Origin of the sequence: Streptomyces sp. D2-8, assembly GCF_023184515.1 — a bacterium.
GTDB lineage: Bacteria > Actinomycetota > Actinomycetes > Streptomycetales > Streptomycetaceae > Streptomyces.
In genome coordinates, this window is record NZ_JAAHBP010000025.1 from 12,756 (window position 1) to 36,595 (window position 23,840).

21 protein-coding genes and 1 tRNA gene are annotated in these 23,840 nt (G+C 70.7%); 9 read left to right on the plus strand and 13 right to left on the minus strand.

Annotation, left to right across the window (positions count from 1 at the left end; all coding sequences use genetic code 11):
• Positions 1–438 precede the first annotated feature (438 nt).
• From G3I77_RS33910 to G3I77_RS33920, 3 genes are all read right to left on the minus strand, one after another.
• Positions 439–512 (minus strand) — tRNA-Pro (locus tag G3I77_RS33910).
• A gap of 47 nt (positions 513–559) precedes the next feature.
• The gene (locus G3I77_RS33915) at positions 560–1,330 is read right to left on the minus strand and encodes a Pr6Pr family membrane protein (RefSeq protein ID WP_248509992.1); all 771 of its coding nucleotides are present in this window, start codon (positions 1,328–1,330) and stop codon (positions 560–562) included.
• A 55-nt stretch (positions 1,331–1,385) separates the two neighbouring features.
• Positions 1,386–2,324, minus strand: a complete 939-nt coding sequence (locus G3I77_RS33920; RefSeq protein WP_248509993.1) for a metallophosphoesterase — start codon at positions 2,322–2,324, stop codon at positions 1,386–1,388.
• A gap of 134 nt (positions 2,325–2,458) precedes the next feature.
• Here G3I77_RS33920 and G3I77_RS33925 point away from each other — a divergent pair, with 134 nt between their 5' ends.
• Positions 2,459–2,923 (plus strand): GatB/YqeY domain-containing protein, encoded by a 465-nt coding sequence (locus G3I77_RS33925; protein WP_248509994.1) that lies wholly within the window; start codon positions 2,459–2,461, stop codon positions 2,921–2,923.
• Positions 2,924–3,053: 130 nt separating this feature from the next.
• Here G3I77_RS33925 and G3I77_RS33930 read toward each other — a convergent pair whose 3' ends face one another.
• Positions 3,054–5,345 (minus strand): transglycosylase domain-containing protein, encoded by a 2,292-nt coding sequence (locus G3I77_RS33930; protein ID WP_248509995.1) that lies wholly within the window; start codon positions 5,343–5,345, stop codon positions 3,054–3,056.
• 408 nt (positions 5,346–5,753) lie between these two features.
• Between G3I77_RS33930 and wblA the strand changes: the two genes are divergently transcribed.
• Complete coding sequence (gene wblA / locus G3I77_RS33935; protein ID WP_248509996.1) at positions 5,754–6,092, plus strand: WhiB family transcriptional regulator; 339 nt, start codon at positions 5,754–5,756, stop codon at positions 6,090–6,092.
• Between the two features lie 130 nt (positions 6,093–6,222).
• On the opposite strand, the gene G3I77_RS33940 is transcribed toward wblA, so the two are convergent.
• Together G3I77_RS33940 and G3I77_RS33945 are read right to left on the minus strand one after the other, a co-directional pair.
• Positions 6,223–7,632: an ArsA family ATPase gene (locus G3I77_RS33940; protein ID WP_248509997.1), complete on the minus strand. Its 1,410-nt coding sequence runs from the start codon at positions 7,630–7,632 to the stop codon at positions 6,223–6,225.
• Between the two features lie 49 nt (positions 7,633–7,681).
• Complete coding sequence (locus tag G3I77_RS33945; RefSeq protein WP_248509998.1) at positions 7,682–8,659, minus strand: ArsA-related P-loop ATPase; 978 nt, start codon at positions 8,657–8,659, stop codon at positions 7,682–7,684.
• A 107-nt stretch (positions 8,660–8,766) separates the two neighbouring features.
• Here G3I77_RS33945 and G3I77_RS33950 point away from each other — a divergent pair, with 107 nt between their 5' ends.
• The 4 genes from G3I77_RS33950 to G3I77_RS33965 all read left to right on the plus strand — a co-directional run bounded on the left by G3I77_RS33950 (position 8,767) and on the right by G3I77_RS33965 (position 11,175).
• Complete coding sequence (locus G3I77_RS33950) at positions 8,767–8,925, plus strand: DUF4177 domain-containing protein (RefSeq protein WP_097218487.1); 159 nt, start codon at positions 8,767–8,769, stop codon at positions 8,923–8,925.
• Positions 8,925–9,386: a RidA family protein gene (locus G3I77_RS33955; protein WP_248510000.1), complete on the plus strand. Its 462-nt coding sequence runs from the start codon at positions 8,925–8,927 to the stop codon at positions 9,384–9,386. Before G3I77_RS33950 ends, G3I77_RS33955 begins: the two co-directional genes overlap by 1 nt.
• 92 nt (positions 9,387–9,478) lie before the next feature.
• Positions 9,479–10,348, plus strand: coding sequence for an NUDIX hydrolase (locus G3I77_RS33960; RefSeq protein WP_248510002.1), 870 nt, complete (start codon positions 9,479–9,481; stop codon positions 10,346–10,348).
• Positions 10,345–11,175 carry an MBL fold metallo-hydrolase gene (locus G3I77_RS33965; RefSeq protein ID WP_248510004.1) on the plus strand — a complete coding sequence of 277 codons (831 nt, stop codon included), beginning with the start codon at positions 10,345–10,347 and terminating at the stop codon, positions 11,173–11,175. Before G3I77_RS33960 ends, G3I77_RS33965 begins: the two co-directional genes overlap by 4 nt.
• Positions 11,176–11,248: 73 nt before the next feature.
• On the opposite strand, the gene G3I77_RS33970 is transcribed toward G3I77_RS33965, so the two are convergent.
• Positions 11,249–11,923, minus strand: coding sequence for a Crp/Fnr family transcriptional regulator (locus G3I77_RS33970; protein WP_010031945.1), 675 nt, complete (start codon positions 11,921–11,923; stop codon positions 11,249–11,251).
• A gap of 275 nt (positions 11,924–12,198) precedes the next feature.
• Between G3I77_RS33970 and nth the strand changes: the two genes are divergently transcribed.
• From nth to G3I77_RS33985, 3 genes are all read left to right on the plus strand, one after another.
• Entirely contained in the window at positions 12,199–13,275 is a 1,077-nt protein-coding gene (gene nth / locus G3I77_RS33975) for an endonuclease III (protein ID WP_374387865.1), read from the plus strand.
• Positions 13,276–13,390: 115 nt separating this feature from the next.
• Positions 13,391–14,086, plus strand: a complete 696-nt coding sequence (locus G3I77_RS33980) for a CoA pyrophosphatase (protein WP_248510008.1) — start codon at positions 13,391–13,393, stop codon at positions 14,084–14,086.
• Between the two features lie 13 nt (positions 14,087–14,099).
• The gene (locus tag G3I77_RS33985) at positions 14,100–15,299 is read left to right on the plus strand and encodes a MarP family serine protease (RefSeq protein WP_248510009.1); all 1,200 of its coding nucleotides are present in this window, start codon (positions 14,100–14,102) and stop codon (positions 15,297–15,299) included.
• A gap of 51 nt (positions 15,300–15,350) precedes the next feature.
• On the opposite strand, the gene G3I77_RS33990 is transcribed toward G3I77_RS33985, so the two are convergent.
• The 6 genes from G3I77_RS33990 to G3I77_RS34015 all read right to left on the minus strand — a co-directional run bounded on the left by G3I77_RS33990 (position 15,351) and on the right by G3I77_RS34015 (position 23,587).
• A complete protein-coding gene (locus G3I77_RS33990; RefSeq protein WP_078885154.1) occupies positions 15,351–15,533 on the minus strand; it encodes a hypothetical protein in 183 nt (60 codons plus the stop codon).
• 127 nt (positions 15,534–15,660) lie between these two features.
• Positions 15,661–16,599, minus strand: coding sequence for an alpha/beta fold hydrolase (locus G3I77_RS33995; protein WP_248510011.1), 939 nt, complete (start codon positions 16,597–16,599; stop codon positions 15,661–15,663).
• The gene (locus tag G3I77_RS34000) at positions 16,596–17,084 is read right to left on the minus strand and encodes a phage holin family protein (protein WP_248510013.1); all 489 of its coding nucleotides are present in this window, start codon (positions 17,082–17,084) and stop codon (positions 16,596–16,598) included. Before G3I77_RS34000 ends, G3I77_RS33995 begins: the two co-directional genes overlap by 4 nt.
• 120 nt (positions 17,085–17,204) lie before the next feature.
• Positions 17,205–18,641: a Na+/H+ antiporter NhaA gene (nhaA, locus tag G3I77_RS34005; RefSeq protein WP_248510015.1), complete on the minus strand. Its 1,437-nt coding sequence runs from the start codon at positions 18,639–18,641 to the stop codon at positions 17,205–17,207.
• A gap of 193 nt (positions 18,642–18,834) precedes the next feature.
• A complete protein-coding gene (gene acs, locus G3I77_RS34010; RefSeq protein ID WP_248510022.1) occupies positions 18,835–20,790 on the minus strand; it encodes an acetate--CoA ligase in 1,956 nt (651 codons plus the stop codon).
• 427 nt (positions 20,791–21,217) lie between these two features.
• The gene (locus G3I77_RS34015; RefSeq protein WP_248510023.1) at positions 21,218–23,587 is read right to left on the minus strand and encodes a bifunctional SulP family inorganic anion transporter/carbonic anhydrase; all 2,370 of its coding nucleotides are present in this window, start codon (positions 23,585–23,587) and stop codon (positions 21,218–21,220) included.
• Between the last annotated feature and the right edge of the window lie 253 nt (positions 23,588–23,840).

The window sequence follows — 23,840 nt, forward strand, 5'->3', positions numbered from 1 at the left end:
CGCGCGAGGTTCCCCAGTTCGTCACCGCCGACGACGTTGGTGACCACGCCTCCCGTCTCTGGCGGGGTGGAGCACAACCATTCCGGTGGTACGGCGCTGCCGAAACTCTGCTCTCCAGTCGGGTCAATCACTCGGATCGAGAGGTGTGACCCCTTGTCGGAGAAGAAGATCAAGACGTTCCGCCTCCCCCGAAAGATCAGGAAGCTGCGTGATGTCTGCACCATAGCGGCGCGCACCATGCAAGCGGTCTACTACGCAGTTCGGCTCTGGGAGTAGGCGTGCGTCCGAGAGGCATGGCCGGCTCCGTGGCTACCTGAGGGTGCCGCAGCGGTGGCGGCATCTCATCGGTTCCTCGCCGTAGTCACGCAGTTAGACACGCAACAACGTCAGAGGGCTCCCACCGACTTGGTGAGAGCCCTCTGACCTGATACTTCACTGTCGGGGTGGCGGGATTTGAACCCACGACCTCTTCGTCCCGAACGAAGCGCGCTGCCAAGCTGCGCTACACCCCGATGTCGCTGCTGTCGCGGCGACGACGTTTACTTTAGCCCACCGGTGGCTAGAGACGAAATCCGGTTTTCCCCCGGTGGCGGATGGGGTTCGGGCGGGCGTGGTCGAGGGCCACGAGGAGCACGGCCAGGGCGTAGAAGGAGAGGCCCAGGAGGAGGGCGTTGCCCAGAACGCGCTTGAAGCCGTCCTGGCCGACGTCCAGGAAGGGGTAGAGGTAGCGGTCGGGCGTGCCCGGGAGGAGCAGCTCGCCTCGGGTGAGGCAGAAGGCCAGGTAGGCCATGGGGTAGAGGAGCCAGGTGCCGGCCTGGCGGAGGCGCAGGCGGCCCGGGGACGTGAGCAGGAGCCAGTCCAGTACCGCCGCGATCGGGGTCACCGTGTGCAGCACCCCGTGGGAGAGGGCCTGCCAGCCCGTCGGCGCGGCGGCCCCGCCCGTGAGGGAGAACGGGCTCGGCTCGTTCGCCAGGAGCAGGTGGTGCACCAGGGCCGCGATGACGACGTAGAGCAGCGTGGCGCCCAGTACGGCACCCGGCAGCGGGCGGCGGGCGGTCCATGCGCGGCGTGCCGAGAGGGCCATGACCAGCGCCAGCAGCACGTTGCTCTGGATCGCGAAGTAGCTCAGGACCCGGGACGGGTCGCCGAGGAGTACCTCCAGCGTCACACCCGCGGCCGCCGCGAGGGCGACCAGCAGGCGGAAGGCCGCGGCCGCGGGGCGGCGGACCGGGGTGACGACGGCCGTGGCGGGCACGGGGGAGGGCTTCAGCGCCGGCGGGGACGGTATCGCTGGGAGGTCCGGGATGTCCCGGGGTATCGGGGCGGTCATGCCCCCACGCTGGCAGAAACGGACATAGGGGGCGATGCGGGCGGGGCTGTGCGGGTTACCTCTCCCGGTCCTCGCGCCCTACCAAGGTCAGCAACGTGGCCTCCGGCGGGCAGGCGAACCGGACCGGTGTGTAGCGGTTCGTGCCGCAGCCCGCCGACACGTGGAGGTACGACGTCCGGCCCTCCGCCCTGTGCGTGGACAGGCCCTTCACCCGGTCCGTGTCCAGGTCGCAGTTGGTGACCAGGGCGCCGTAGAAGGGGATGCACAGCTGGCCGCCGTGGGTGTGGCCGGCCAGGATCAGGGGGTAGGCGTCGGCCGTGAAGGCGTCCAGGGTGCGCAGGTACGGGGCGTGCACGACGCCCATCGAGAAGTCCGCCGCCTCGGACGGACCGCCCGCCACCTGCGCGTAGCGGTCCCGCTTGATGTGCGGGTCGTCCAGGCCCGTGAGCTCCACCGAGCCGCCCTCGAGCTTGAGCTCGCCGCGCGAGTTGGTCAGATTGAGCCAGCCCGCCGCGTCGAAACCGTCCCGCAGGTCCTCCCACGGGTTGTGCACCACGCCCTCGGCCGGCGCGTTGCCGTTGAGCCCGTGGCGGCCCTGGGCCTTCTCGAGCAGGTAGCGGGCGGGATTGCGCAGCTTGGGGCCGTAGTAGTCGTTGGACCCGAAGACGTACGCGCCCGGGAACTCCATCAGGGGGCCGAGCGCGTCGAGGACCTCCGGGACGCCCTCCGGGTCGGAGAGGTTGTCGCCCGTGTTGATCACGAAGTCGGGGCGCAGGCCCGCCAGGGAACGCAGCCAGCGCTGCTTCTTGCGCTGGCCGCCGACCATGTGGATGTCGGAGACCTGGAGGACACGCAGGGGGCGCATTCCCAGGGGCAGGACCGGGACGGTGACCCGGCGGAGGCGGAAGGAGCGGGCCTCGAAGCCCGCCGCGTACAACAGACCGGCGGCACCGGCCGCCGTGATTCCCAGGGGGACTCCGTATCGCGCGCGCATACGGCCATCGTGTCAGACCCCGGCCGTTGCCCGTGTCCGGGCGGTGCCCGAAACCCCCTGACGGCACCGGTCCTTCGGCCATGGCCCCCTAAATCGAGGGCGCCCTTCCCGCCGCACCTGCGACAATCAACCCCATGACCACGCTCAAGTCGAAGCTGCAGGATGACCTCAACGTTGCGATCAAGGAGCGCGACGAGCTGCGCTCCTCGACGCTCCGGCTGACGCTCGCCGCGATCACCAAGGAGGAGGTCGCGGGCAAGGAGAAGCGCGAGCTCTCCGACGACGAGGTGCAGAAGGTGATCACCCGGGAGGCGAAGAAGCGCCGTGAGGCGGCCGACGCCTTCGCGCAGGGTGGTCGTCCCGAGCAGGCCGAGCGGGAGAAGGCGGAGGGCGAGGTCCTCGCCACGTACCTGCCGCAGCAGCTGTCGGACGAGCAGCTCCAGCAGATCGTCGCCCAGGCCGTCGAGGAGGCGAAGGCGGCCGGTGCCGAGGGGCCGCGGGCCATGGGTGCGGTCATGAAGATCGTGAACCCGAAGGTGGCCGGGCAGGCCGAGGGCGGCCGTGTCGCCGCCGCGGTGAAGAAGCTGCTGGCGGGCTGACCCCTTCGTCTCCGGCCGGCTGACCCCTTCGTCTGCCGGCGGGCAGACCGTCACACCTGCCGAAAACGGCGACGGCCCCCTCCTCCCGTAAGGGAAGAGGGGGCCGCCCCCGTCGGGTCACACCGTCTGCTCAGCCGGACCGGCCGCCGTTGCCGTTCCCGCCGTTGCCCTGGCCCCGGAAGAAGCCCTCCGGGATGGAGAAGGAAGGCGTCGGGAAGGGCTCGCCGCCGCCTCCGCCGTTGTTGCCGCCGACCAGGCCGCCGATGAAGCCGTCGTTGTCGCCGTTGCCTCCGTCGTCACGATCGCCGCCGTCCCCGTCCCCGTCCCCGTCCCCGCGGTCCCGGGGCTTGCTGTCGGGGATGTGGACGGTGTTGAAGTCCTCGACGGGCTTGCCCTCCAGCGCGCCGGACATCATGTCGCCCCAGATCGGCCCGGGGACCTCGCCGCCGAACACCTTGTCGTGCGGGACGCCGCCGATGGTGATGCCGACCATCTTCCGCTTGTGCGCGGGGTCGCCGACCCACACGGCACCGGCCAGGTTCGGGGTGTAGCCCACGAACCAGGCCGCGTAGCGCTCGTCCGTCGTACCGGTCTTACCGGCGCTGGGGCGGCTGCCGAGGCCGGCCTTCTTGCCCGTACCGTCCTCGACGACGCCCCGCAGCAGCGTGTTGATGGTGTCGGCGGTCTTCTCCGACATCGCGCGCGAGCACGTCGACTTCGGCACCTCGAGCGACGTGGTCTTGTCACCGACCCGCCGGCTGACCGACTCGATGGCGACCGGCGTGCAGTACATGCCGCGCGAGGCGAAGGTCGCGTACGCGTTCGCCATGGTCAGCGGGGACATCTCCTGGGTGCCGAGGGCGATGGAGGGCACCTGGGGCATCTTGTCGCCGTCGGCCCGCACGACGCCCATCTTCTTCGCCATCGTCGTCACCGGGCAGATGCCGATGTCGCTGATCATCTGCACGTAGTAGGTGTTGACCGACTTGGCGGTCGCCTCCCGCATGTCGTACGGGCCGACCTCGGAGGAGTTCTCGTTCTCCAGCTTGGCCGGGTTGGCGGGGTCGTTCACCCACCGCTTGCCGTCACAGGCCGAGACCGGGCTCGGGTACGCCATCCGGTACGGCGACGAGTACACCTTGTTCGCCGGCATGCCGTCCTCAAGGGCAGCGGCGGCCACGATCGGCTTGAACGTCGAACCGGGCTGGTAGCCGATGCCGCCGCCCATCGGCTGGTCGACGGACAGGTTGATCTGCGTCTCGTTCTTCTTGAAGCCGTACGGACGCGACTGGCCCATGGCGAGGACCTTGCCGGTGCCCGGCTGGACGAGGGAGACGGCCGTGGCCACGTCGTCGCTCTTGTAGACGTGCTCCTTGATGGACCGCTGCGCCGCCTTCTGCGCCTTCGGGTCCATGGTCGTGCGGACGGTGAGGCCGCCCTGGTTCCAGATCTTCGCGCGCTGCTCCCTGCTCTTGCCGAAGACGGGGTCGGTCAGGAAGACCTCGCGCACGTAGTCACAGAAGAAGCCCGCGCCCTTGACCGCCGTGATGCAGCCGTTCTTGGGTTTGCTGACCTTCAGGCCGAGCGGTGCCTTCATCGCGTCGGCGGCCTGCGCCCTGGAGATGTCGCCGACGGCCGCCATGCGCTGCAGCACGGTGTTGCGGCGCTTGGTGGCCTCCGTCTCGTCGTTGACCGGGTCGTACCGGCTGGGCGACTGGACGATGCCGGCGAGCAGGGCCGACTGCTCGAGGCTGAGGTCCTTGGCGGACCGGGAGAAGTAGCGCTGGGCCGCGGCCTCGACGCCGTAGGCCTGCTGGCCGAAGAACGTGATGTTCAGGTAGTTCTCGAGGATCTTCTTCTTGCCCAGCTCCTCCTCGACCTGGATCGCGTACTTGAGCTCGCGGATCTTGCGGCCGATGGTCTGCTGGGTGGCCTGCGCGACCTTCGTCGGGTCGTCGCCGGCCTCCTCGACGAAGACGTTCTTGACGTACTGCTGGGTCAGCGTGGAGGCGCCCTGGGCGACCTCACCGCTGCGCGCGTTCTTGTTGAGGGCGCGCAGGACGCCCTTCAGGTCGACCGCGCCGTGCTGGTAGAAGCGCGAGTCCTCGATCGCGACGATCGCCTTCTGCATGTAGGGCGAGACGTCCTTGAGGGGGACCACCGTGCGGTCGCGCGAGTAGGCCGTGGCGATCCGGCCGCCGTCGGCGTCGAGGATGGAGGTGCGCTGACTCAGCGGCGGGGTCTTCATGTTGGCCGGGAGATCGTCGAAGCTCTCGACCGATCCCTTGGCCGCCAGGCCCAGCGCCCCCACCGCTGGGAGCGCGATGCCGGCCAGCACGGCTCCCGCGAGGACACTGACACCGAGGAACTTGGCGGCCTGCTGCGTGGGAGACAGACCACCGCCCGAGCGCTTCTTTGGCATGAGGGCAGCCTACGTTCTCATTCTCCGGACAGGCGTATAGGCCTTGGCCTAAGCTGCTCTCAACTGTCACAGCAGCGAGGCCACGTATCAATACGTCCGGCGACCCCGAATCGTTCCGGGTGTTCCCCAACTTTTTTGGTGGGGACGTGTCCGAATCCGCCTTGTGTGTCATACGGCGTCCGTTGTGACGCAACTGAACTGTCCCGGTTTGACGGGAAAGTTACGTATGTCGCCAGGTCACTCCCCCGGGTGATCTGCCGCTTACCCATAGTCCGTTCGGGCCATTCAAGATTGGGCCCGAAGGGGGTGTTGCGCTGTGCCCACCTTCCGTAACGTCCTCAACTGGCGGCGGTGAATATGCCGCTGCCGCCGTGGGGGAGCCTCGATTCGGGAGAGGACGGCGCCGGTATGGGCTGGGTAACCGACTGGAGTGCGCAGGCGGCCTGCCGCACTACCGATCCGGATGAACTGTTCGTTCAAGGAGCAGCGCAGAACAGGGCCAAGGCGGTGTGCACCGGATGCCCGGTGCGCACGGAGTGCCTGGCCGACGCGCTCGACAACCGCGTCGAGTTCGGCGTGTGGGGAGGCATGACGGAGCGGGAGCGCCGCGCACTGCTGCGCAGGCGTCCCACTGTGACCTCCTGGCGCCGGCTGCTGGAGACGGCGCGCACGGAGTACGAGCGGGGGTGCGGTGTCCTGCCCCTCGACGACGACGAGATCTACGAGAACTACGCGGCGGTGAGCTGAGGAGCCCCTCGGGAGCTCCCCAGGTCCAGGTCTGAGGGCCCTTCCCGGGCCCTTCGCCATCGCCTGCGAGTCCTTCGCCTGCGAGTCCTTCGTCCTCGCTCATGAGCCCCGCGCCCTCGCCGGGTTGCCCTCAGGCAGTCGCCTCGGGCGGCTCCGGCTGGTCGGCGGGGTCGGGAAGCTCGCGCTCGCCGGCCGCGAGCCGTTCGCCGATGTCGCGCAGTCCCGCGAGGTCGTGCACGTCGCCGGGCAGCGCGGCCACTTCCGTCACGGCCACCTCGGGGTGGAGCGCGGTGAAGCGGTCACGCGTGTGCTGCTCGCGGGAGAGCAGCTGCATGCGATCGGCGTGCAGCCTCAGCAGGCTTGCGGTGAGCTGGTCGACGGACCGCTCGGTGTTCTCGATGTCCTCGGCGTCTTCGGCGTCCTTGGCGGGGGAGCCACCTTCGGGAGCCGATGCCGGAGCCTGAGCTGGTGTTCCGGACCTGGGAGAGTCTGAACTGTCCTGTGTGTCGGGGGAGTTACGAAGTACTGCTTTCCCGCCCTCCTGATCCACAATGCGGGGCTCTTCAAGATTTTCCGCGGCGGCGAGCGCCCGCTCGGCCGACAGCCGGTCGGCGCCGCTGCCGTGCACCCGGTTGAGCACCAGCCCGGCGAGCGGCATGTCCTCCGCGGCCAGCCGCTCCACGAAGTACGCGGCCTCGCGCAGCGCGTCCCGCTCCGGGGCCGCGACCACGAGGAACGCCGTGCCGGGCGCCTGGAGCAGCTTGTACGTCGCGTCCGCGCGGGTGCGGAAGCCGCCGAAGGTGGTGTCCATCGCGGACACGAACGTCTGGACGTCCTTGAGGAGCTGACCGCCGAGCAGCTTGCCGAGGGTGCCGGTCATCATCGACATCCCGACGTTCAGGAACTTCATCCCGGCGCGGCCGCCCAGCTTCGCCGGTGCCGTCAGCAGCCGGATCAGCCGGCCGTCCAGGAACGAGCCGAGCCGCTTGGGCGCGTCCAGGAAGTCCAGCGCCGAGCGGGACGGCGGGGTGTCGACGACGATCAGATCCCACTCGTCCCGGGCGCGCAGCTGCCCGAGCTTCTCCATCGCCATGTACTCCTGCGTGCCCGCGAAGCCCGCCGAGAGCGACTGGTAGAAGGGGTTGGCCAGGATGGCGGCCGCCCGCTCGGGGTCCGCGTGCACCTCGACGATCTCGTCGAAGGTGCGCTTCATGTCGAGCATCATCGCGTGCAGCTCGCCGCCCGCGGAGTCGTCGATGCCCTTCACCCGGCGCGGGGTGTTGTCCAGCGAGTCGATGCCCATCGACTGGGCCAGCCGGCGGGCCGGGTCGATGGTCAGGACGACCACCTTGCGGCCCCGCTCGGCCGCGCGCAGGCCCAGGGCCGCCGCGGTCGTGGTCTTGCCCACCCCGCCCGAGCCGCAGCAGACCACGATCCGGGTCTTCGGGTTCTCCAGCAGCGGATCGATGTCGAGCAGGCGCGCGGGGGTGAGATGAGGGCGGGCCGGGTCGTGGGTGTGGGCCGGGTCCGGACGACTCATGACATCCCCTGCTTCCGACTCATGACGGGCCTTGCCTGTCTGTCCTGGCTCATGACACGCCCTGCTCGCGCAGCTCGCGGGCCAGCTCGTACAGCCCCGCCAGGTCCATGCCCTCGGCGAACAGCGGCAGTTCGTGCAGCGGCAGGCCCAGCTCGGCCAGGACCGCTCGCTGCTCGTGCTCCAGCGTGTAGCGCTCGGCGTACTCCTCGGCCTGCGTGAGCAGCGGGTCCACCAGCCGCTCGGCGCGCCCGCCGCGCCGCGCCCCGCCGAGCCCCGCGGACGACAGGGACCGCGCGACAGTGGAACGCGGGACCGTCCGTACGAGTTCCAGGTCTGTCTCGTCCAACACCTCCGGCCGGACCATGTTCACGATGATCCGCCCCACCGGCAGCCGGGCCGAACGCAGCTCGGCGATGCCGTCCACGGTCTCCTGGACGGGCATCTCCTCCAGCAGCGTCACCAGGTGCACGGCCGTCTCCGGCGACTTCAGCACCCGCATCACGGCCTGTGCCTGATTGTGTATCGGGCCGATCTTGGCGAGGCCCGCCACCTCGTCGTTCACGTTCAGGAAGCGTGTGATCCGCCCGGTCGGCGGGGCGTCCATGACGACGTAGTCGTAGACGAACCGCCCGCTGCGCTCCTTGCGGCGCACCGCCTCGCACGCCTTGCCGGTCAGGAGGACGTCCCTGAGGCCGGGCGCGATGGTGGTGGCGAAGTCGATCGCGCCGAGCTTCTTCAGGGCCCGTCCGGCGCTGCCCAGCTTGTAGAACATCTGGAGGTAGTCCAGAAGGGCCAGTTCGGGGTCGATGGCGAGTGCGTACACCTCCCCGCCCCCGGGTGCTACCGCGATTTTCCGTTCCTCATAAGGCAGCGCCTCCGTTTCGAAGAGCTGCGCGATGCCCTGACGGCCCTCGACCTCGACGAGAAGCGTCCGCTTCCCCTCCGTGGCCAGGGCCAGCGCTAGGGCCGCGGCCACCGTGGTCTTGCCGGTACCGCCCTTGCCGCTGACGACCTGGAGCCTGCTCACGTATTCGAGCCTAACCAGTCCGCGCCCGGGCTACGCGGGAGGCTGTGGATAACCGGTGCCGCAGTGGGCCGCGTGGCCCCTGTCCGCCAGGGGTTAGAGTCGGCCGCATGACCAAGTGGGAATACTCAACCGTGCCGCTGCTCGTCCACGCCACGAAGCAGATTCTGGACACCTGGGGCGAGGACGGCTGGGAGCTCGTCCAGGTCGTGCCCGGGCCGAACAACCCCGAGCAGCTCGTCGCCTACCTGAAGCGGGAGAAGCAGTAGTGGGCGCCGTCGAGGCGAAGCTGGCCGAGCTCGGCCTGAGCCTGCCCGACGTGGTCCCGCCGCTCGCCGCGTACCAGCCGGCCGTGCAGTCCGGTCCGTACGTCTACACCGCCGGGCAGCTCCCGATGGTGGAGGGCAAGCTTCCGGTCACCGGCAAGGTCGGCGCGGAGGTCACCCCGGAGGAGGCCAGGGAGCTGGCACGCACGTGTGCGCTGAACGCCCTGGCCGCCGTCAAGTCCGTCGCCGGTGACCTGGACCGGATCGCGCGCGTGGTGAAGGTCGTCGGCTTCGTGGCCTCGGCCTCGGACTTCACGGGCCAGCCCGCGGTGCTGAACGGCGCGAGCGAGCTGCTCGGCGAGGTCCTCGGCGACAAGGGCGTGCACGCGCGCAGCGCGGTGGGCGTCGCGGTGCTGCCGCTGGACGCGCCGGTCGAGGTCGAGATCCAGGTGGAGCTCGCGTAGCACCCGCCGGCACCCTCTTCGGTGGCCCCAGCTGCGGAATCCGTCCCCGGGGCCACTCGAACATCCGCCCGTCACGGGATAGCCTCGCGCCCATGGCGAACGGTCAGTGGTACCCCCCGGAGTGGCCGGACCGCATCCGCGCACTCGCGGCTGGCTCCCTCACCCCGGTGACCCCCAAGCGCGCGGCCACCGTCATGCTCCTGAAGGACACCGGCAGCGGCCCCGCCGTCCACATGCTGCGCAGACGCGCCTCCATGGCCTTCGCCGGAGGCGCGTACGCGTATCCGGGCGGCGGTGTCGACCCGCGCGACGACGACCACCACGTCCGCTGGGCGGGTCCCACGCGCGCGTGGTGGGCGGACCGGCTCGGCGTCGACGAGACGGCGGCCCAGGCGATCGTTTGCGCGGCCGTACGCGAGACGTACGAGGAGGCGGGCGTGCTGCTCGCCGGGCCGGCCGCCGACACGGTCGTCGGCGACACCACGGGAGCCGACTGGGAGGCGGACCGGGCCGCCCTGGTCGCCCGGGACCTGTCCTTCGCGGAGTTCCTGGACCGCCGCGGCCTGGTCCTGCGCTCCGACCTGCTCGGGGCCTGGACCCGCTGGATCACCCCGGAGTTCGAGGCCCGCCGCTACGACACGTGGTTCTTCGTGGCCGCGCTTCCCGAGGGGCAGCGCACCCGGAACGCCTCCACGGAGGCCGACCGCACGGTGTGGATCGCCCCGCGCGAGGCGGCGGCCGGGTACGACGAGGGCGAGCTGCTGATGATGCCGCCGACGATCGCGACCCTGCGCCAGCTGACGGCGTACGGGACGGCCGCCCAGGCGCTCGATGCCGCCCCGGGGCGTGACCTCACGCCCGTCCTGGCCACCGCCCGCCTGGTGGACGGGGAGATCGTGCTCTCCTGGCCGGGCCACGACGAGTTCACCAAGCACATCGCGACCGGGGGAGCCACCGCATGACGGACGCAAGCGCCCTTCCCGGTCGGCCCCGCGGCGGGGTCCTCTCGGGGCCCGCCACCGCGCGGGCCGTCAACGTGCTGGCCCCCAACGCGTCGGCGATGACCCTGGACGGCACGAACACCTGGATCGTCTCCGAGCCCGATTCGGACCTGGCCGTGGTGGTCGACCCGGGGCCGCTGGACGACGGGCACCTGCGCCGGGTCGTCGCCACGGCCGAGCAGGCCGGCAAGCGCGTCGCCCTCACCCTGCTGACCCACGGCCACCCCGACCACGCCGAGGGCGCCGCCCGGTTCGCCGAACTGACCGGCACGCGCGTGCGTGCCCTCGACCCGGCTCTGCGGCTGGGCGAGGAGGGCCTGGCAGCCGGAGACGTCGTCACCACCGGCGGCCTGGAACTGCGCGTCGTACCGACGCCCGGCCACACCGCGGACTCCCTCTGTTTCCACCTCCCGGCCGACCGGGCCGTCCTCACCGGCGACACGATCCTGGGCCGCGGCACGACGGTCGTGGCCCACCCCGACGGCCGCCTCGGCGACTACCTGGACTCCCTGCGCCGCCTGCGCTCCCTCACGGTCGACGACGGCGTCCACACGGTCCTGCCGGGCCACGGCCCGGTCCTGGACGACGCCCAGGGCGCCGTCGAGTACTACCTCGCCCACCGCGCCACCCGCCTGGCTCAGGTCGAGACGGCCGTCGAGGACGGCTGCCGCACCCCCACGCAGGTCGTCACCCGTGTCTACGCCGACGTGGACCGCTCCCTGTGGCCGGCGGCGGAACTGTCGGTACGGGCCCAGCTCGACTATCTGGAGGAGCACGGGCTCATCTGACCGCGCCGGACACGCCGTCGGGCCCCGTCTCGTGAGGAGACGGGGCCCGATGACGTACGGCCGGGTGGGCGCGTCAGCGTGAGCGCTTGGCGAGGCGTTCCACGTCCAGGAGGATCACCGCGCGGGCCTCCAGGCGCAGCCAGCCGCGCTGGGCGAAGTCCGCGAGGGCCTTGTTGACCGTCTCGCGGGACGCGCCGACCAGTTGGGCCAGCTCCTCCTGCGTGAGGTCGTGCACGACGTGGATGCCCTCCTCGGACTGCACGCCGAACCGGCGCGACAGGTCGAGCAGGGCGCGGGCGACACGGCCCGGGACGTCCGAGAAGACGAGGTCGGACATCGCGTCGTTGGTCTTGCGCAGCCGGCGCGCGACGGCGCGCAGCAGCGCCGTGGCCACCTCCGGGCGGGCGTTCAGCCAGGGCTGGAGGTCGCCGTGGCCGAGGCCGAGCAGCTTGACCTCGGTCAGTGCCGTGGCGGTCGCGGTGCGCGGGCCCGGGTCGAACAGCGACAGCTCACCGATGAGCTCGCCGGGGCCGACCACGGCCAGCATGTTCTCGCGGCCGTCGGGGGACGTGCGGTGGAGCTTCACCTTGCCCTCCGTGACCACGTACAGGCGGTCACCTGGGTCGCCCTCATGGAACAGCGAGTCACCGCGGGCGAGGGTCACCTCACTCATGGAGGCGCGGAGCTCCGCGGCCTGCTCGTCATCGAGCGCCGCGAAGAGCGGATTGCGCCGCAGAACGTCGTCCACGAGTTCTCTCCTTGTCGACCTGCTCAGGGGACCTTGATCCCCCTTGTATCAAGGCACTGTGGTGCCCATATTGCCGGACGGACCAAACAGTGTGATCTGTCACAAGGATGCCGCACACGTGTCCCGGGGTAAGCGGCAGGGGTCCAATTGGGCGCCGATCTTCAGGGGCCGGGGCGGATGTCGGTGCCGGGCCTTAGGCTGGCCGGGTGTCCAAATCGCCGGTGAGAGCACAGGCCGAGGGGGCTGCGCGGGTGGTTGTACGTCGCGATTCCGCTGTGGGCGAACAGAGCCCCGATGGCGGTAGGAAAACGGCGAAAGAGAACAAGACGGAACCGGTGAAGAAGGCCGCGTCCGCGAAGAAGACGGCTTCCGCGAAGAAGGCGGCGTCGGCGAAGAAGGTCGCGTCTGTGAAGAAGGCGGCCTCCAAGACGTCCCCGGCGTCCGCTGCCAAGAAGGCCTCGAAGGCCGCCGCCGTGAAGAAGGCCCCGGCCGCCAAGAAGGTCGTGGTCGCACCCAAGAAGGCCACCGCCCGGCTCAAGGGCACCGCCCCCGCGAAGACGGTCGTCCACCCGCCGAGCGACGAGTCGCGTACCGCCCTGGTCCGCCGGGCCCGCCGTATCAACCGCGAGCTCGCCGAGGTCTTTCCGTACGCGCACCCCGAGCTGGACTTCGACAACCCCTTCCAACTGGTCGTCGCCACGGTCCTGTCGGCCCAGACGACCGACCTGCGCGTCAACCAGACGACGCCCTCCCTCTTCGCCACGTACCCGACCCCGGAGGACCTGGCCGCCGCCAACCCCGAGGAGGTGGAGGAGATCCTCCGCCCGTGCGGCTTCTTCCGGGCCAAGACGAAGTCGGTCATAGGGCTGTCGAGGGCCCTCGTGGAGGACTTCGGCGGTGAGGTGCCCGGCCGGCTGGAGGACCTGGTCAAGCTGCCCGGCGTCGGCCGCAAGACCGCGTTCGTCGTGCTCGGCAACGCCTTCGGACGCCCCGGCATCACCGTGGACACGCACTTCCAGCGCCTGGTGCGCCGCTGGCAGTGGACCGGCGAGACCGACCCGGACAAGATCGAGGCCGCCATCGGTGCGCTCTTCCCGAAGAGCGACTGGACGGATCTCTCGCACCACGTGATCTGGCACGGCCGCCGCATCTGCCACGCCCGCAAGCCCGCGTGCGGCGCCTGCCCGATCGCCCCGCTCTGCCCGGCCTACGGCGAGGGCGAGACCGACCCGGAGAAGGCGAAGAAGCTCCTCAAGTACGAGAAGGGCGGCTTCCCCGGCCAGCGTCTGAAGCCCCCACAGGCCTACCTGGACGCGGGCGGCAAACCGGCGCCGCCGCTGGGGGCCGGATGAGCTGCCCGAGCCGCGCGAAGGGCTCGACGCGCTGCCCGTTCGGGGGATCCCGGGCGTTCGCGGAACGATCTCAGGGCCGCCGTGCGTTGGATGCGGCAGGACGACGGGGGTGGCGATGACGCGTGCGAGCGACACACAGGGTGGCCCGGTGGCGCTGAGCAAGGACGGGCTGCCCGGCTGGCTGGACCCGGTGGTGCGCGCCGTGGAGACGGTCCGGCCGAGGCAGCTGAGCCGCTTCCTGCCGCCGGAGGACGGGGCGGGGCGGCAGTCCGCCGTGCTGATCCTGTTCGGCGAGGGCGTGCACGGCCCGGAGCTGCTGCTCATGGAGCGTGCGAGTTCCCTGCGCTCGCACGCCGGCCAGCCCTCCTTCCCGGGCGGGGCCCTCGACCCGGAGGACGGCGACCCGGGCGGTGACGGCCCGTTGCGGGCCGCCCTGCGCGAGGCGGAGGAGGAGACCGGCCTCAACCCCTCCGGCGTCCAGCTCTTCGGCGTCCTGCCCCGGCTCTACATCCCGGTCAGCAGCTTCGTCGTCACACCCGTGCTGGGCTGGTGGCGCGAACCGACTCCGGTCGGAGTCGTCGACCCGAACGAAACCGCCAGGGTCTTCACCGTCCCCGTGGTGGATCTCACGGATCCGGCCAACCGAGCGACCACCGTCCACCCCAGTGGCCACCGAGGTCCGGCATTTCTGGTCGAATCAGCCCTTGTCTGGGGTTTCACGGCCGGAATCATCGACCGGCTGCTGCACTTCGCAGGCTGGGAGCGGCCCTGGGACCGGGAGAAGCAGGTCCCGCTCGACTGGCGCGCATGACAGGGTGGCCTCCGTGAACGTGCTGGACATCTTGTTGCTGGTCGCTGCCGTGTGGTTCGCGGTCGTGGGGTACCGCCAGGGGTTCGTCGTCGGCATCCTGTCGGTGATCGGCTTCCTGGGCGGCGGCCTCGTCGCCGTCTACGTGCTGCCCGTCATCTGGGACACGCTGACGGACAACGCGGAGGTGAACACGACCGCCGCGGTCGTCGCGGTCGTCGTCGTCATCGTCTGCGCGTCCGTCGGCCAGGCCCTCACCACCCACCTCGGCAACAAGCTGCGCCGGCACATCACCTGGTCCCCGGCCCGGGCCCTCGACGCCACCGGCGGCGCCCTGGTCAACGTCGTGGCGATGCTCCTGGTCGCCTGGCTGATCGGCTCCGCCCTCGCGGGCACGACGCTGCCGACGCTCGGCAAGGAGGTCCGCAGCTCCAAGGTGCTGCTGGGCGTCTCGCAGGCCCTGCCGGACCAGGCGGCCACCTGGTTCGCGGACTTCTCCTCCGTCCTCGCGCAGAACGGCTTCCCGCAGGTCTTCAGCCCGTTCTCGAACGAGCCGATCACCGACGTCCGGCCCCCGGACCCGGCGCTGGCCGACAGCCCGGTGGCCGCCCGCGCCCAGCGCTCCATCGTCAAGGTCATGGGCACCGCCCCGAGCTGCGGCAAGGTCCTGGAGGGCACCGGCTTCGTCTTCGCCGACCGCCGCGTGATGACCAACGCGCACGTGGTGGGCGGAGTCGACGAGCCGACCGTGCAGATAGGCGGCGAGGGCAAGAAGTACGACGCCAAGGTCGTGCTCTACGACTGGCGGCGCGACATCGCCGTCCTCGACGTGCCCGATCTCGGGGCGCCCGTGCTGCGGTTCACGTCGAAGGACGCGAGCAGCGGCGCCGACGCGATCGTCGCGGGCTTCCCGGAGAACGGCGCGTACGACGTGCGGGCCGCACGCGTGCGTGGCCGCATCACGGCCAACGGCCCGGACATCTACCACCGCGGCACCGTTCGCCGCGACGTCTACTCCCTCTACGCGACCGTCCGTCAGGGCAACTCCGGCGGCCCGCTGCTCACACCCGACGGCAAGGTCTACGGCGTCGTCTTCGCCAAGTCGCTCGACGACGCCGAGACGGGATACGCGCTGACCGCGGACGAGATCCAGGACGACATCACCAAGGGACGCACCGCCAACCAGCAGGTGGGCAGCGACAGCTGCGCCCTCTAGGCGCGGCCCTGGTACGGCAGGTGTCGGGGTGTCACTCGCGCGGGTGACGCCTCAGTCGCGTGTGTGGCGCAGACGTACGGAGACCCAGCGGGCACGGCGGCGGAGGATACGCGGAATCCCGACCCTGGGGTCCGCGGTCGCCATCTGCGGTGCGCCGCTTCGCCGGTGGGGGTTCGCACCGCCCGCCGAGCGGCGATTGCGGGTTGCGTCACTGTAGTCGTGCGTCCAGCCCATACCCCGACGTCTGCCCCCGCCCCATGGTCGATAACCGCGCTCGGGGCGTCCAATTGGCCTATGCGCCAGGCAATTGGCCGTTCGTAGGACAAGCGTTCACGTGCCGGTACCGGGCGGGGTTGATCGGTCACCGATCGGGTTCGGGATCCCGTAGCCAGTTGATGAGTTCCGAGGAGAACGCGACCGGGTCCTCCTCGTGCGGGAAGTGGCCGAGGCCGTCGAACAGGCGCCAGCGGTAGGGGGCTTCGACGTACTCGCCGGACCCGGCCGCGCTGCGCGTGCGCATCACGGGGTCGAGCGAGCCGTGCAGATGGAGGGTCGGCACACGCACCGGCCGCTTCATCCGCCGGTTGAACTGGATGCCGTCCGGGCGGGCCAGGGAGCGCACCATCCAGCGGTACGGCTCGACCGCGCAGTGCGCCGCGGAGGGGATGCACATGGCGCGGCGGTACGTCTCCAGCGCCTCGTCCTCGGGCGGGCGCGGCCCGGACCACTCCTGGATCAGCTCTGCCACGAGCGCCCCGTCGTCGGCGGTGAGCTGCCGCTCCGGGATCCAGGGCCGCTGGAACCCCCAGATGTGTGAACCGGCGCGGGTCTGCTTGACGTCTCGCAGCATGGCCGAGCGCCAGCGCCGCGGGTGCGGCATGGACGCGACCGCCAGCCGCCGCACCAGCTTGGGGCGCATCGCGGCCGCCGTCCACGCCAGGTATCCGCCCAGGTCGTGGCCGACCAGCGCGGCGTCCGGCTCGCCGAGGGAGCGGATGACGCCGGTGACGTCGAGCGCGAGGTTGGCGGGGTCGTAGCCGCGCGGCGTGCGGTCGCTGCCGCCGACGCCCCGCAGGTCCATGGCGACGGCCCGGAATCCCGCGTCGGCGAGTGCCACCAACTGGTGCCGCCAGGTCCACCAGAACTGCGGGAAGCCGTGCAGCAGCAGCACCAGCGGCCCGTCGCCCAGCTCGGCGATGTGGAAGCGGGCGCCGTTGGCGGCGACGTCGCGATGGCTCCAGGGGCCGTCGAGCAGGACGGCCGGAGCCGGTGGTGCCGGGGGTGTGTCGGGGTCCGTCATGATGACGAGCGTGCCACAGCCTCGATGGCCTCGGGGACCCGGTCCTGCGGGAGTTCCGGTCGCGGGTGCGGCTTGGCCTTCTGCAGCACGACCGCGCTCTCCTTCATCGAGGCGGCGACCTTCTGCGGGCCCTTGCTCTTCTTGGCCTTCTTCGCGAAGACCGTGCCGACCAGCGCGAGCACGCCCGCGACCAGCACGTTCGCCGCGAACGACAGCAGGAAGCAGACCGCGAGGTTCCAGTCGCTCCAGGTGCGGATGCCGTACGCCAGCGCGAAGTTCAGCATCGGCAGGGAGAAGATCAGCACCGCGCCGGCCGCCGAGAAGGCGCCGCCGCTGGTCGCGCCGCGCTTCACGTCCTGCTTGAGCTGCGCCTTCGCCAGCGCGATCTCGTCGTGCACCAGCGCCGACATTTCCGTCGTCGCCGAGGCGAACAGCTGGCCGATGCTGCGTTCGGCGCCGACCGGGCTGCCGTCGGGTGCGCTCATCGCGGTCTCCCTCTTCTGCGTACGGTCCGATAACCGCTTCTTCTGCCTGACTCGCCACAGTCGTCCGACTGCGTACGGCCTGACTGCGTACGGTCCCGTCTTTTGTACCGTCTCGTCAGATCATGCCGGACGGTGGTGGTCATCGCCTGCCCCGCCCGGTACTTCGGCAAGCCCGTGGCGCGCGGCTGCCTTCTCCTGGGCGATCCGGCGGTGTTCGACGGCCTTGCGCTCGTAGAGCGCGGCGAGCCGCAGGTGGTACGCCGGGTCGTCCTCCTCGTAGACGTCCGGGATGCCGTCGGCGTCCTCGTCGCGCTCCTCCTCCTCCCACAGACGGCGGTACTTGGCGTTCCGGATCTTCAGCAGGACGGTCGCGAGTGTCGCGGCGATGAGCGAGCCCAGCAGGACGGCGGCTTTGACCTCGTCCGTCATCGTCTGGTCGCCTTCGAAGGCGAGTTCACCGATGAGCAGAGACACGGTGAAGCCGATGCCCGCGAGGGCTGCCACCGCGAACACGTCCGCCCAGGCGAGGTTGTCGCTGAGCGACGCCCGGGTGAAGCGGGCCGTCAGCCAGGTCCCGCCGAAGATGCCGACCGCCTTGCCGACGACGAGCCCGAGGACGACACCGAGGGCCTCCGGCTTGGTGAACACGTCGGCGACCGCCCCGCCGGAGATGGCGACACCGGCGCTGAACAGCGCGAACAGCGGCACGGCGAGTCCCGCCGACAGGGGCCGTACGAGGTGCTCGATGTGCTCGCCGGGGGAGTGGTCCTCGCCCTCGTGGCGGTGGCAGCGCAGCATCAGGCCCATGGCGACACCGGCGATGGTGGCGTGGACGCCGCTGTTGTACATCAGGGCCCAGACGACGAGCGCGAGCGGCACGTACACGTACCAGCCGCGTACGCCCTTGCGCAGCAGCAGCCAGAAGAGCACCAGCCCGGCGACGGCGCCGCCCAGCGCGGCGAAGTTCATGTCGGCCGTGAAGAAGACGGCGATGATCAGGATCGCGAAGAGGTCGTCGACGACGGCGAGCGTGAGCAGGAACGCCCGCAGCGCGCTCGGCAGGGAGGTGCCGATGACGGCGAGCACGGCGAGCGCGAAGGCGATGTCGGTGGCGGTGGGTACGGCCCAGCCGGCGAGTGAGCCGCCGCCGGTGACGCTGGTGAGGACGTAGACGAGCGCCGGTACGGCCATGCCGCACAGCGCGGCGACGACCGGGAGCGCGGCGGCCTTCGGGTCGCGCAGGTCGCCCGCGACGAGTTCCCGTTTGAGCTCGATCCCGGCGACGAAGAAGAACACAGCCAGCAGTCCGTCGGCGGCCCAGTGCGCGATGGACAGGTCGAGGCCGAGGGCGGCGGGGCCCAGATGGAAATGGGAGACGCTCTCGTAGCTGTCCTGCAGCGCGGGGATGTTCGCCCAGAGCAGCGCGGTGACCGCGGCGACGAGCAGCAGCACACCGCCGACGGTCTCCATGCGCAGTGCGTCGGCCACATAGGTCCGCTCGGGCAGCGACAGCCGGTCGAGGACTTTGCGGGTGGTGGTGGAGCGGGGCTCGGTCACGGGGGAAGACCTCCGGTCGGTGGGCAGGACGAAACGCATGCCGACCAGACTTCCCGGCGCACCATGGATCACTTGTGTTGCTTAGTTTAGGTAAGCGTACGGCTGTGCGCATCCGCCGCCGCAGCAGCACCCTGACGGAGGGCACCCGATCATGCGGGTGCCCTCCGTCAGCTTCGCCATGCCGGTGCCGCGATCAGTCCTCGCTGGGTGCGGCGGGCAGCTTCGCCTGGATGAGGTCCATCACCGTGGAGTCGGTCAGCGTGGTGACGTCACCCAGCTGACGGTTCTCGGCGATGTCCCGCAGCAGACGGCGCATGATCTTGCCGGAGCGGGTCTTGGGCAGCTCGGCCACCGGCAGGATCCGCTTGGGCTTGGCGATCGGGCCGAGGGTGTTGCCGACGTGGGTACGCAGCTCGGCGACCAGCTCCTCGGTCTCCGAGGCCGTACCGCGCAGGATGACGAACGCGACGATCGCCTGCCCGGTCGTCTCGTCGGCCGCGCCGACCACGGCCGCCTCGGCGACCGAGGGGTGGGAGACGAGCGCGGACTCCACCTCGGTGGTGGAGATGTTGTGCCCGGAGACGAGCATGACGTCGTCGACCCGGCCCAGCAGCCAGATGTCGCCGTCGTCGTCCTTCTTGGCGCCGTCACCGGCGAAGTACTTGCCCTCGAAGCGCGACCAGTAGGTGTCGATGAAGCGCTGGTCGTCGCCCCAGATGGTGCGCAGCATCGACGGCCACGGCTCGGTCAGGACCAGGTAGCCGCCCCCGCCGTTCGGCACCTCGGCCGCCTCGTCGTCGACGACCGTCGCGGAGATGCCCGGCAGCGGCGTCTGCGCCGAGCCGGGCTTCGTCGCGGTCACGCCCGGCAGCGGGGTGATCATCATCGAGCCGGTCTCGGTCTGCCACCAGGTGTCGACGACCGGGGTGCGGTCACCGCCGATGTTCTTGCGGTACCAGATCCACGCCTCGGGGTTGATCGGCTCGCCCACCGAGCCCAGCACACGCAGGCTGGACAGGTCGAACTTGGCGGGGATGTCGTCGCCCCACTTCATGAACGTACGGATCGCGGTCGGCGCGGTGTAGAGGATCGTCACGCCGTACTTCTGCACGATCTCCCAGAAGCGGCCCTGGTGCGGGGTGTCGGGCGTGCCCTCGTACATGACCTGCGTCGCGCCGTTCGCCAGCGGGCCGTAGACGATGTACGAGTGGCCGGTGACCCAGCCGACGTCGGCGGTGCACCAGTAGACGTCGGTCTCCGGCTTGAGGTCGAAAACGGCGTGGTGGGTGTAGGCGGTCTGTGTGAGGTAGCCGCCGGAGGTGTGCAGGATGCCCTTCGGCTTACCCGTGGTGCCCGAGGTGTAGAGGATGAACAGCGGGTGCTCGGCGTTGAACGCCTGCGGGGTGTGCTCCGCGCTCTGACGACCCACCAGGTCGTGCCACCACACGTCGCGGCCCTCGGTGAAGGCGACCTCCTGGCCCGTGCGGCGCACGACCAGGACGTGCTCGACGATGCCCGCCTTCTCGACGGCCTCGTCCACGGCCGGCTTGAGCGCGGACGGCTTGCCGCGCCGGTAGCCGCCGTCGGAGGTGATGATCACGCGCGCGTCGGCGTCCTGGATGCGGGTGGCGAGCGCGTCCGAGGAGAAGCCGCCGAAGACGACCGAGTGGGCGGCGCCGATCCGGGCGCAGGCCAGCATCGCGATCGCCGTCTCGGGGATCATCGGCATGTAGACGGCGACCCGGTCGCCGGCCCGGACTCCCAGCTCCAGCAGGGCGTTGGCGGCCTTGGAGACCTCGTCCTTGAGCTCGGCGTAGGTGATTGCGCGGCTGTCGCCGGGCTCGCCCTCGAAGTGGATGGCGACCCGGTCGCCGTGCCCGGCCTCCACATGCCGGTCGACGCAGTTGTAGGCGACGTTGAGCTCGCCGTCCTTGAACCACTTGGCGAACGGCGGGTTCGACCAGTCGAGGGTCTCGGTGGGCTCCTTGGCCCAGGTCAGCCGACGGGCCTGCTCGGCCCAGAAGCCGAGCCTGTCAGCCTTGGCCTGTTCATACGCCTCCGCGGTGACGTTGGCGTTCGCGGCCAGGTCGGCGGGGGGTGCGAACCTGCGCTCTTCCTTCAGCAGGTTGGCCAGGCTCTCGTTGCTCACGGCATCTGCCTTTCCCAGGGTGTCCGTTGTGTCCCAGGCCACAGCTCATCAGACCCGGGGGTGCGATGACAAGGGCCGACCGCCGATTGGTTTAGACCTGTCGTGCGGTGCTGTCGGGGACCGGGGTCATCCGTACCCACGGACGCCGACCAGGGAAAGTTCAGTCCGTCTGCTGCCCTTCACTCGCATCGCTGCGGAGCCGAGGCGGAAGCGCGGCGGCGTTCAGGAGGGCGGAGCGGCCGGGCGGAGCGGCCGGGCCGGGACGGCGGACGGTCGGCAGCCGTCCGGGGAGCGGTCCGGTCCGGCGGGCCACAGGGTGTGCCCCGGGTTCGATCGGGGGCGGGCCACAGGGTTGTGCCCCCGAGGTCGATCGGGGGCACACCCTCATCCGGTGCCGGGCGGCACGCACCCTGCCCCGGTGCCAGGCTCACGCCGTCAGGTCCGACTCCCGTACGCGGTCGAAGACGCCGCCGGTGTCCGTCTCGGTGAGCAGGTACGCCTCGGCCTCGCCCACGTGGAAGTACATCCCGTGCAGCTCCAGGGCGCCCTTCTCGAGGGCCCGGGCCACCGAGTCGTGGGCGCGCAGGTGCTCCAGCTGCTGGACGACGTTCGTCAAGCAGAGCTGCTCGACCGCGTCCTCGGGGGAGCGCCCGGCCAGCGTGCCCCAGCCCAGCCTGTCCTCGGCCATGCGCTCCAGGCTCGGCAGCCCGTGCCGCAGCCACCGCTTGAGCGGGGTCCGGGCGCCGCCGGGCTCGGCGTTGAGCAGCGCCTGCATGGCGCCGCAACCCGAGTGCCCGCACACCGTGATGGACCGCACCTGGAGCACGTCCACCGCGTACTCGATCGCGGCCGAAACCGAGTCGTCGCCGCGCTCCTCGCCCGGGCGCGGCACGAGGTTGCCCACGTTGCGCACGACGAACAGGTCGCCCGGACCACTGGAGGTGATCATCGATGTGACCAGTCGGGAGTCGGCGCAGGTCAGGAAGAGCTGCGAGGGCCGCTGCCCCTCACGCGCCAGCCGGGCCAGCTCGCTGCGCACCAGGGGCGCGGTGTTGCGCTGGAACGCGCTGATACCACGCGCCAGTTCGTGCCCGCTGGCTCCGCCGGGCCCCGTCGGGTCCGGCTCGGAGCGGTCCGTCCCGTCCGGGTTCTTGCCGGAGGGGGATGCGGACGGGGGGCGGTCGCACTGGTGGTTGAGCCAGGGTGTCCAGGGCCGGCAGCGGCAGCTGGTGAAGGTCTGCGGCTCGGAGATGCGGGTGCCGGAATGGCGGCCGGTGATCTCCACGGTGCCCCCCTGCGCGGTGTGCGTCTTCTGCCAGTCCTGCAACGTCTCGAACGCCGCATGGTCCATGAACGAGCCGTCCAGCTCGACGACGGCGTCGGCACCGTGGGGCACGCGATGCAGGACCCGGCTCAGCCGGGGTACCGCGAGGAAGGTCAACTGTCCTCTGACGTGTACGTGATGGACTCCTTCCCTCTCTTCGTGGGTGATGCGGGTGCGGGTGAGGCGGTGCAGGGCGACGCCGACGGCCATGGCGATGCCGAGCGCCACGCCCTCCAGGACGCCGAGGGAGACCACGCCGAGGGTGGTGACGGCGTAGACCCAGACTTCCCGGTGGCGGGTCACCGTGCGGATGTGGTTCAGGGACACCATCTGGATGCCGACGGCCATCACCAGGGCGGCGAGCGAGGCGAGCGGGATCAGCTCCAGGGCCGGGACCATCAGCAGCGCGGCGATCACTACGAGAACGCCGTGCAGCATCGTGGAGTTCCGGCTGACCGCTCCCGCGTGCACATTCGCCGAACTCCGCACGGCCACACCGGCGATGGGCAGTCCGCCGAGCGAGCCGGAGACGATGTTGGCGGCGCCCTGCCCGAGCAGTTCGCGGTCGAGGCGGGAACGCCCGACACGGGCGGACAGGCCCGGCCGGCCGGCCACCAGCTTGTCCACGGCGACCGCGCCGAGCAGCGACTGCACGCTGCACACCAGGGTGGTGGTGAGCACGGCGGCGACCAGACCGAGCACGGGGCCCTCGGGCAGTCCGGCCAGGGCGTGGTTGCTCCAGGACGGCAGGTCGACCTTGGGCAGGCGGAGCCCGGCGAGGGTGGCGGCTGCGGTCGCCCCGGCGACGGCGACGAGCGCGGCCGGGACCTTGCGCAGCACGCGTCCGGCCCGGCCGGGCAGTCTCGGCCAGAGCAGCAGCAGCGCCAGGGTCAGCACACTCACCGACACGGCCGCGGGGTGCATCTGCGCCAACTGGGCGGGCAGCGCACGGAGGTTGTCGGGGACGGAACTCTGCGGGGTGCCGCCGAGCACGATGTGCAGCTGGGCGACGGCGATGGTGACGCCGATCCCGGCGAGCATGCCGTGCACGATGGCGGGGCTGACGGCGAGGGCGCCACGGGCCACGCGCAGGCAGCCCAGGCCGAGTTGGGCGAGGCCGGCGAGTACGGTGATGGCGCAGGTCGTCCGCCAGCCGTAGCGCTGGATGAGGTCGGCGGTGACGACGGTGAGTCCGGCGGCCGGTCCGCTCACCTGGAGCGGGGAGCCGCCGAGCCGCCCGGCGACCAGTCCGCCCACGGCGGCGGCGACGAGGCCGGCCTGGAGGGGGGCGCCGGTGGCGAGGGCGATACCCAGGGACAGGGGCAGGGCGATCAGGAAGACCGCGATCGAGGCCGACACATCGGCACCCGCGATCCGGAATCGGCGGGGCCCGGTCGGCGGCGGACTGTGGGGCGGATGGGTGCGTTCGGTTCGGTTCGGGTCGGCGGCGCGTGTGGGGACGCAGGCTGACATGGCTTCCCGTCTCCTCCGGGGCTGCGCGGTCGCGTAACTGAGGGTCCCGCTCGGGGCGGGGTCGGTCGCGGCGGTCACGGCGTGAATCGGCGGGATGAATCAACGCTCGGTAAACGGATCGTAATGCAGAGTAAAGGGCGAGCATAGACTTTACGGGCAAATGGGTGAATAGATCACTTAGAAGAGTGAAGTGGCTATTTGATCGGCTTGTCGTACTAATTCCTTCTCGGTCTCGTGCGAATTTGGCGGCGCT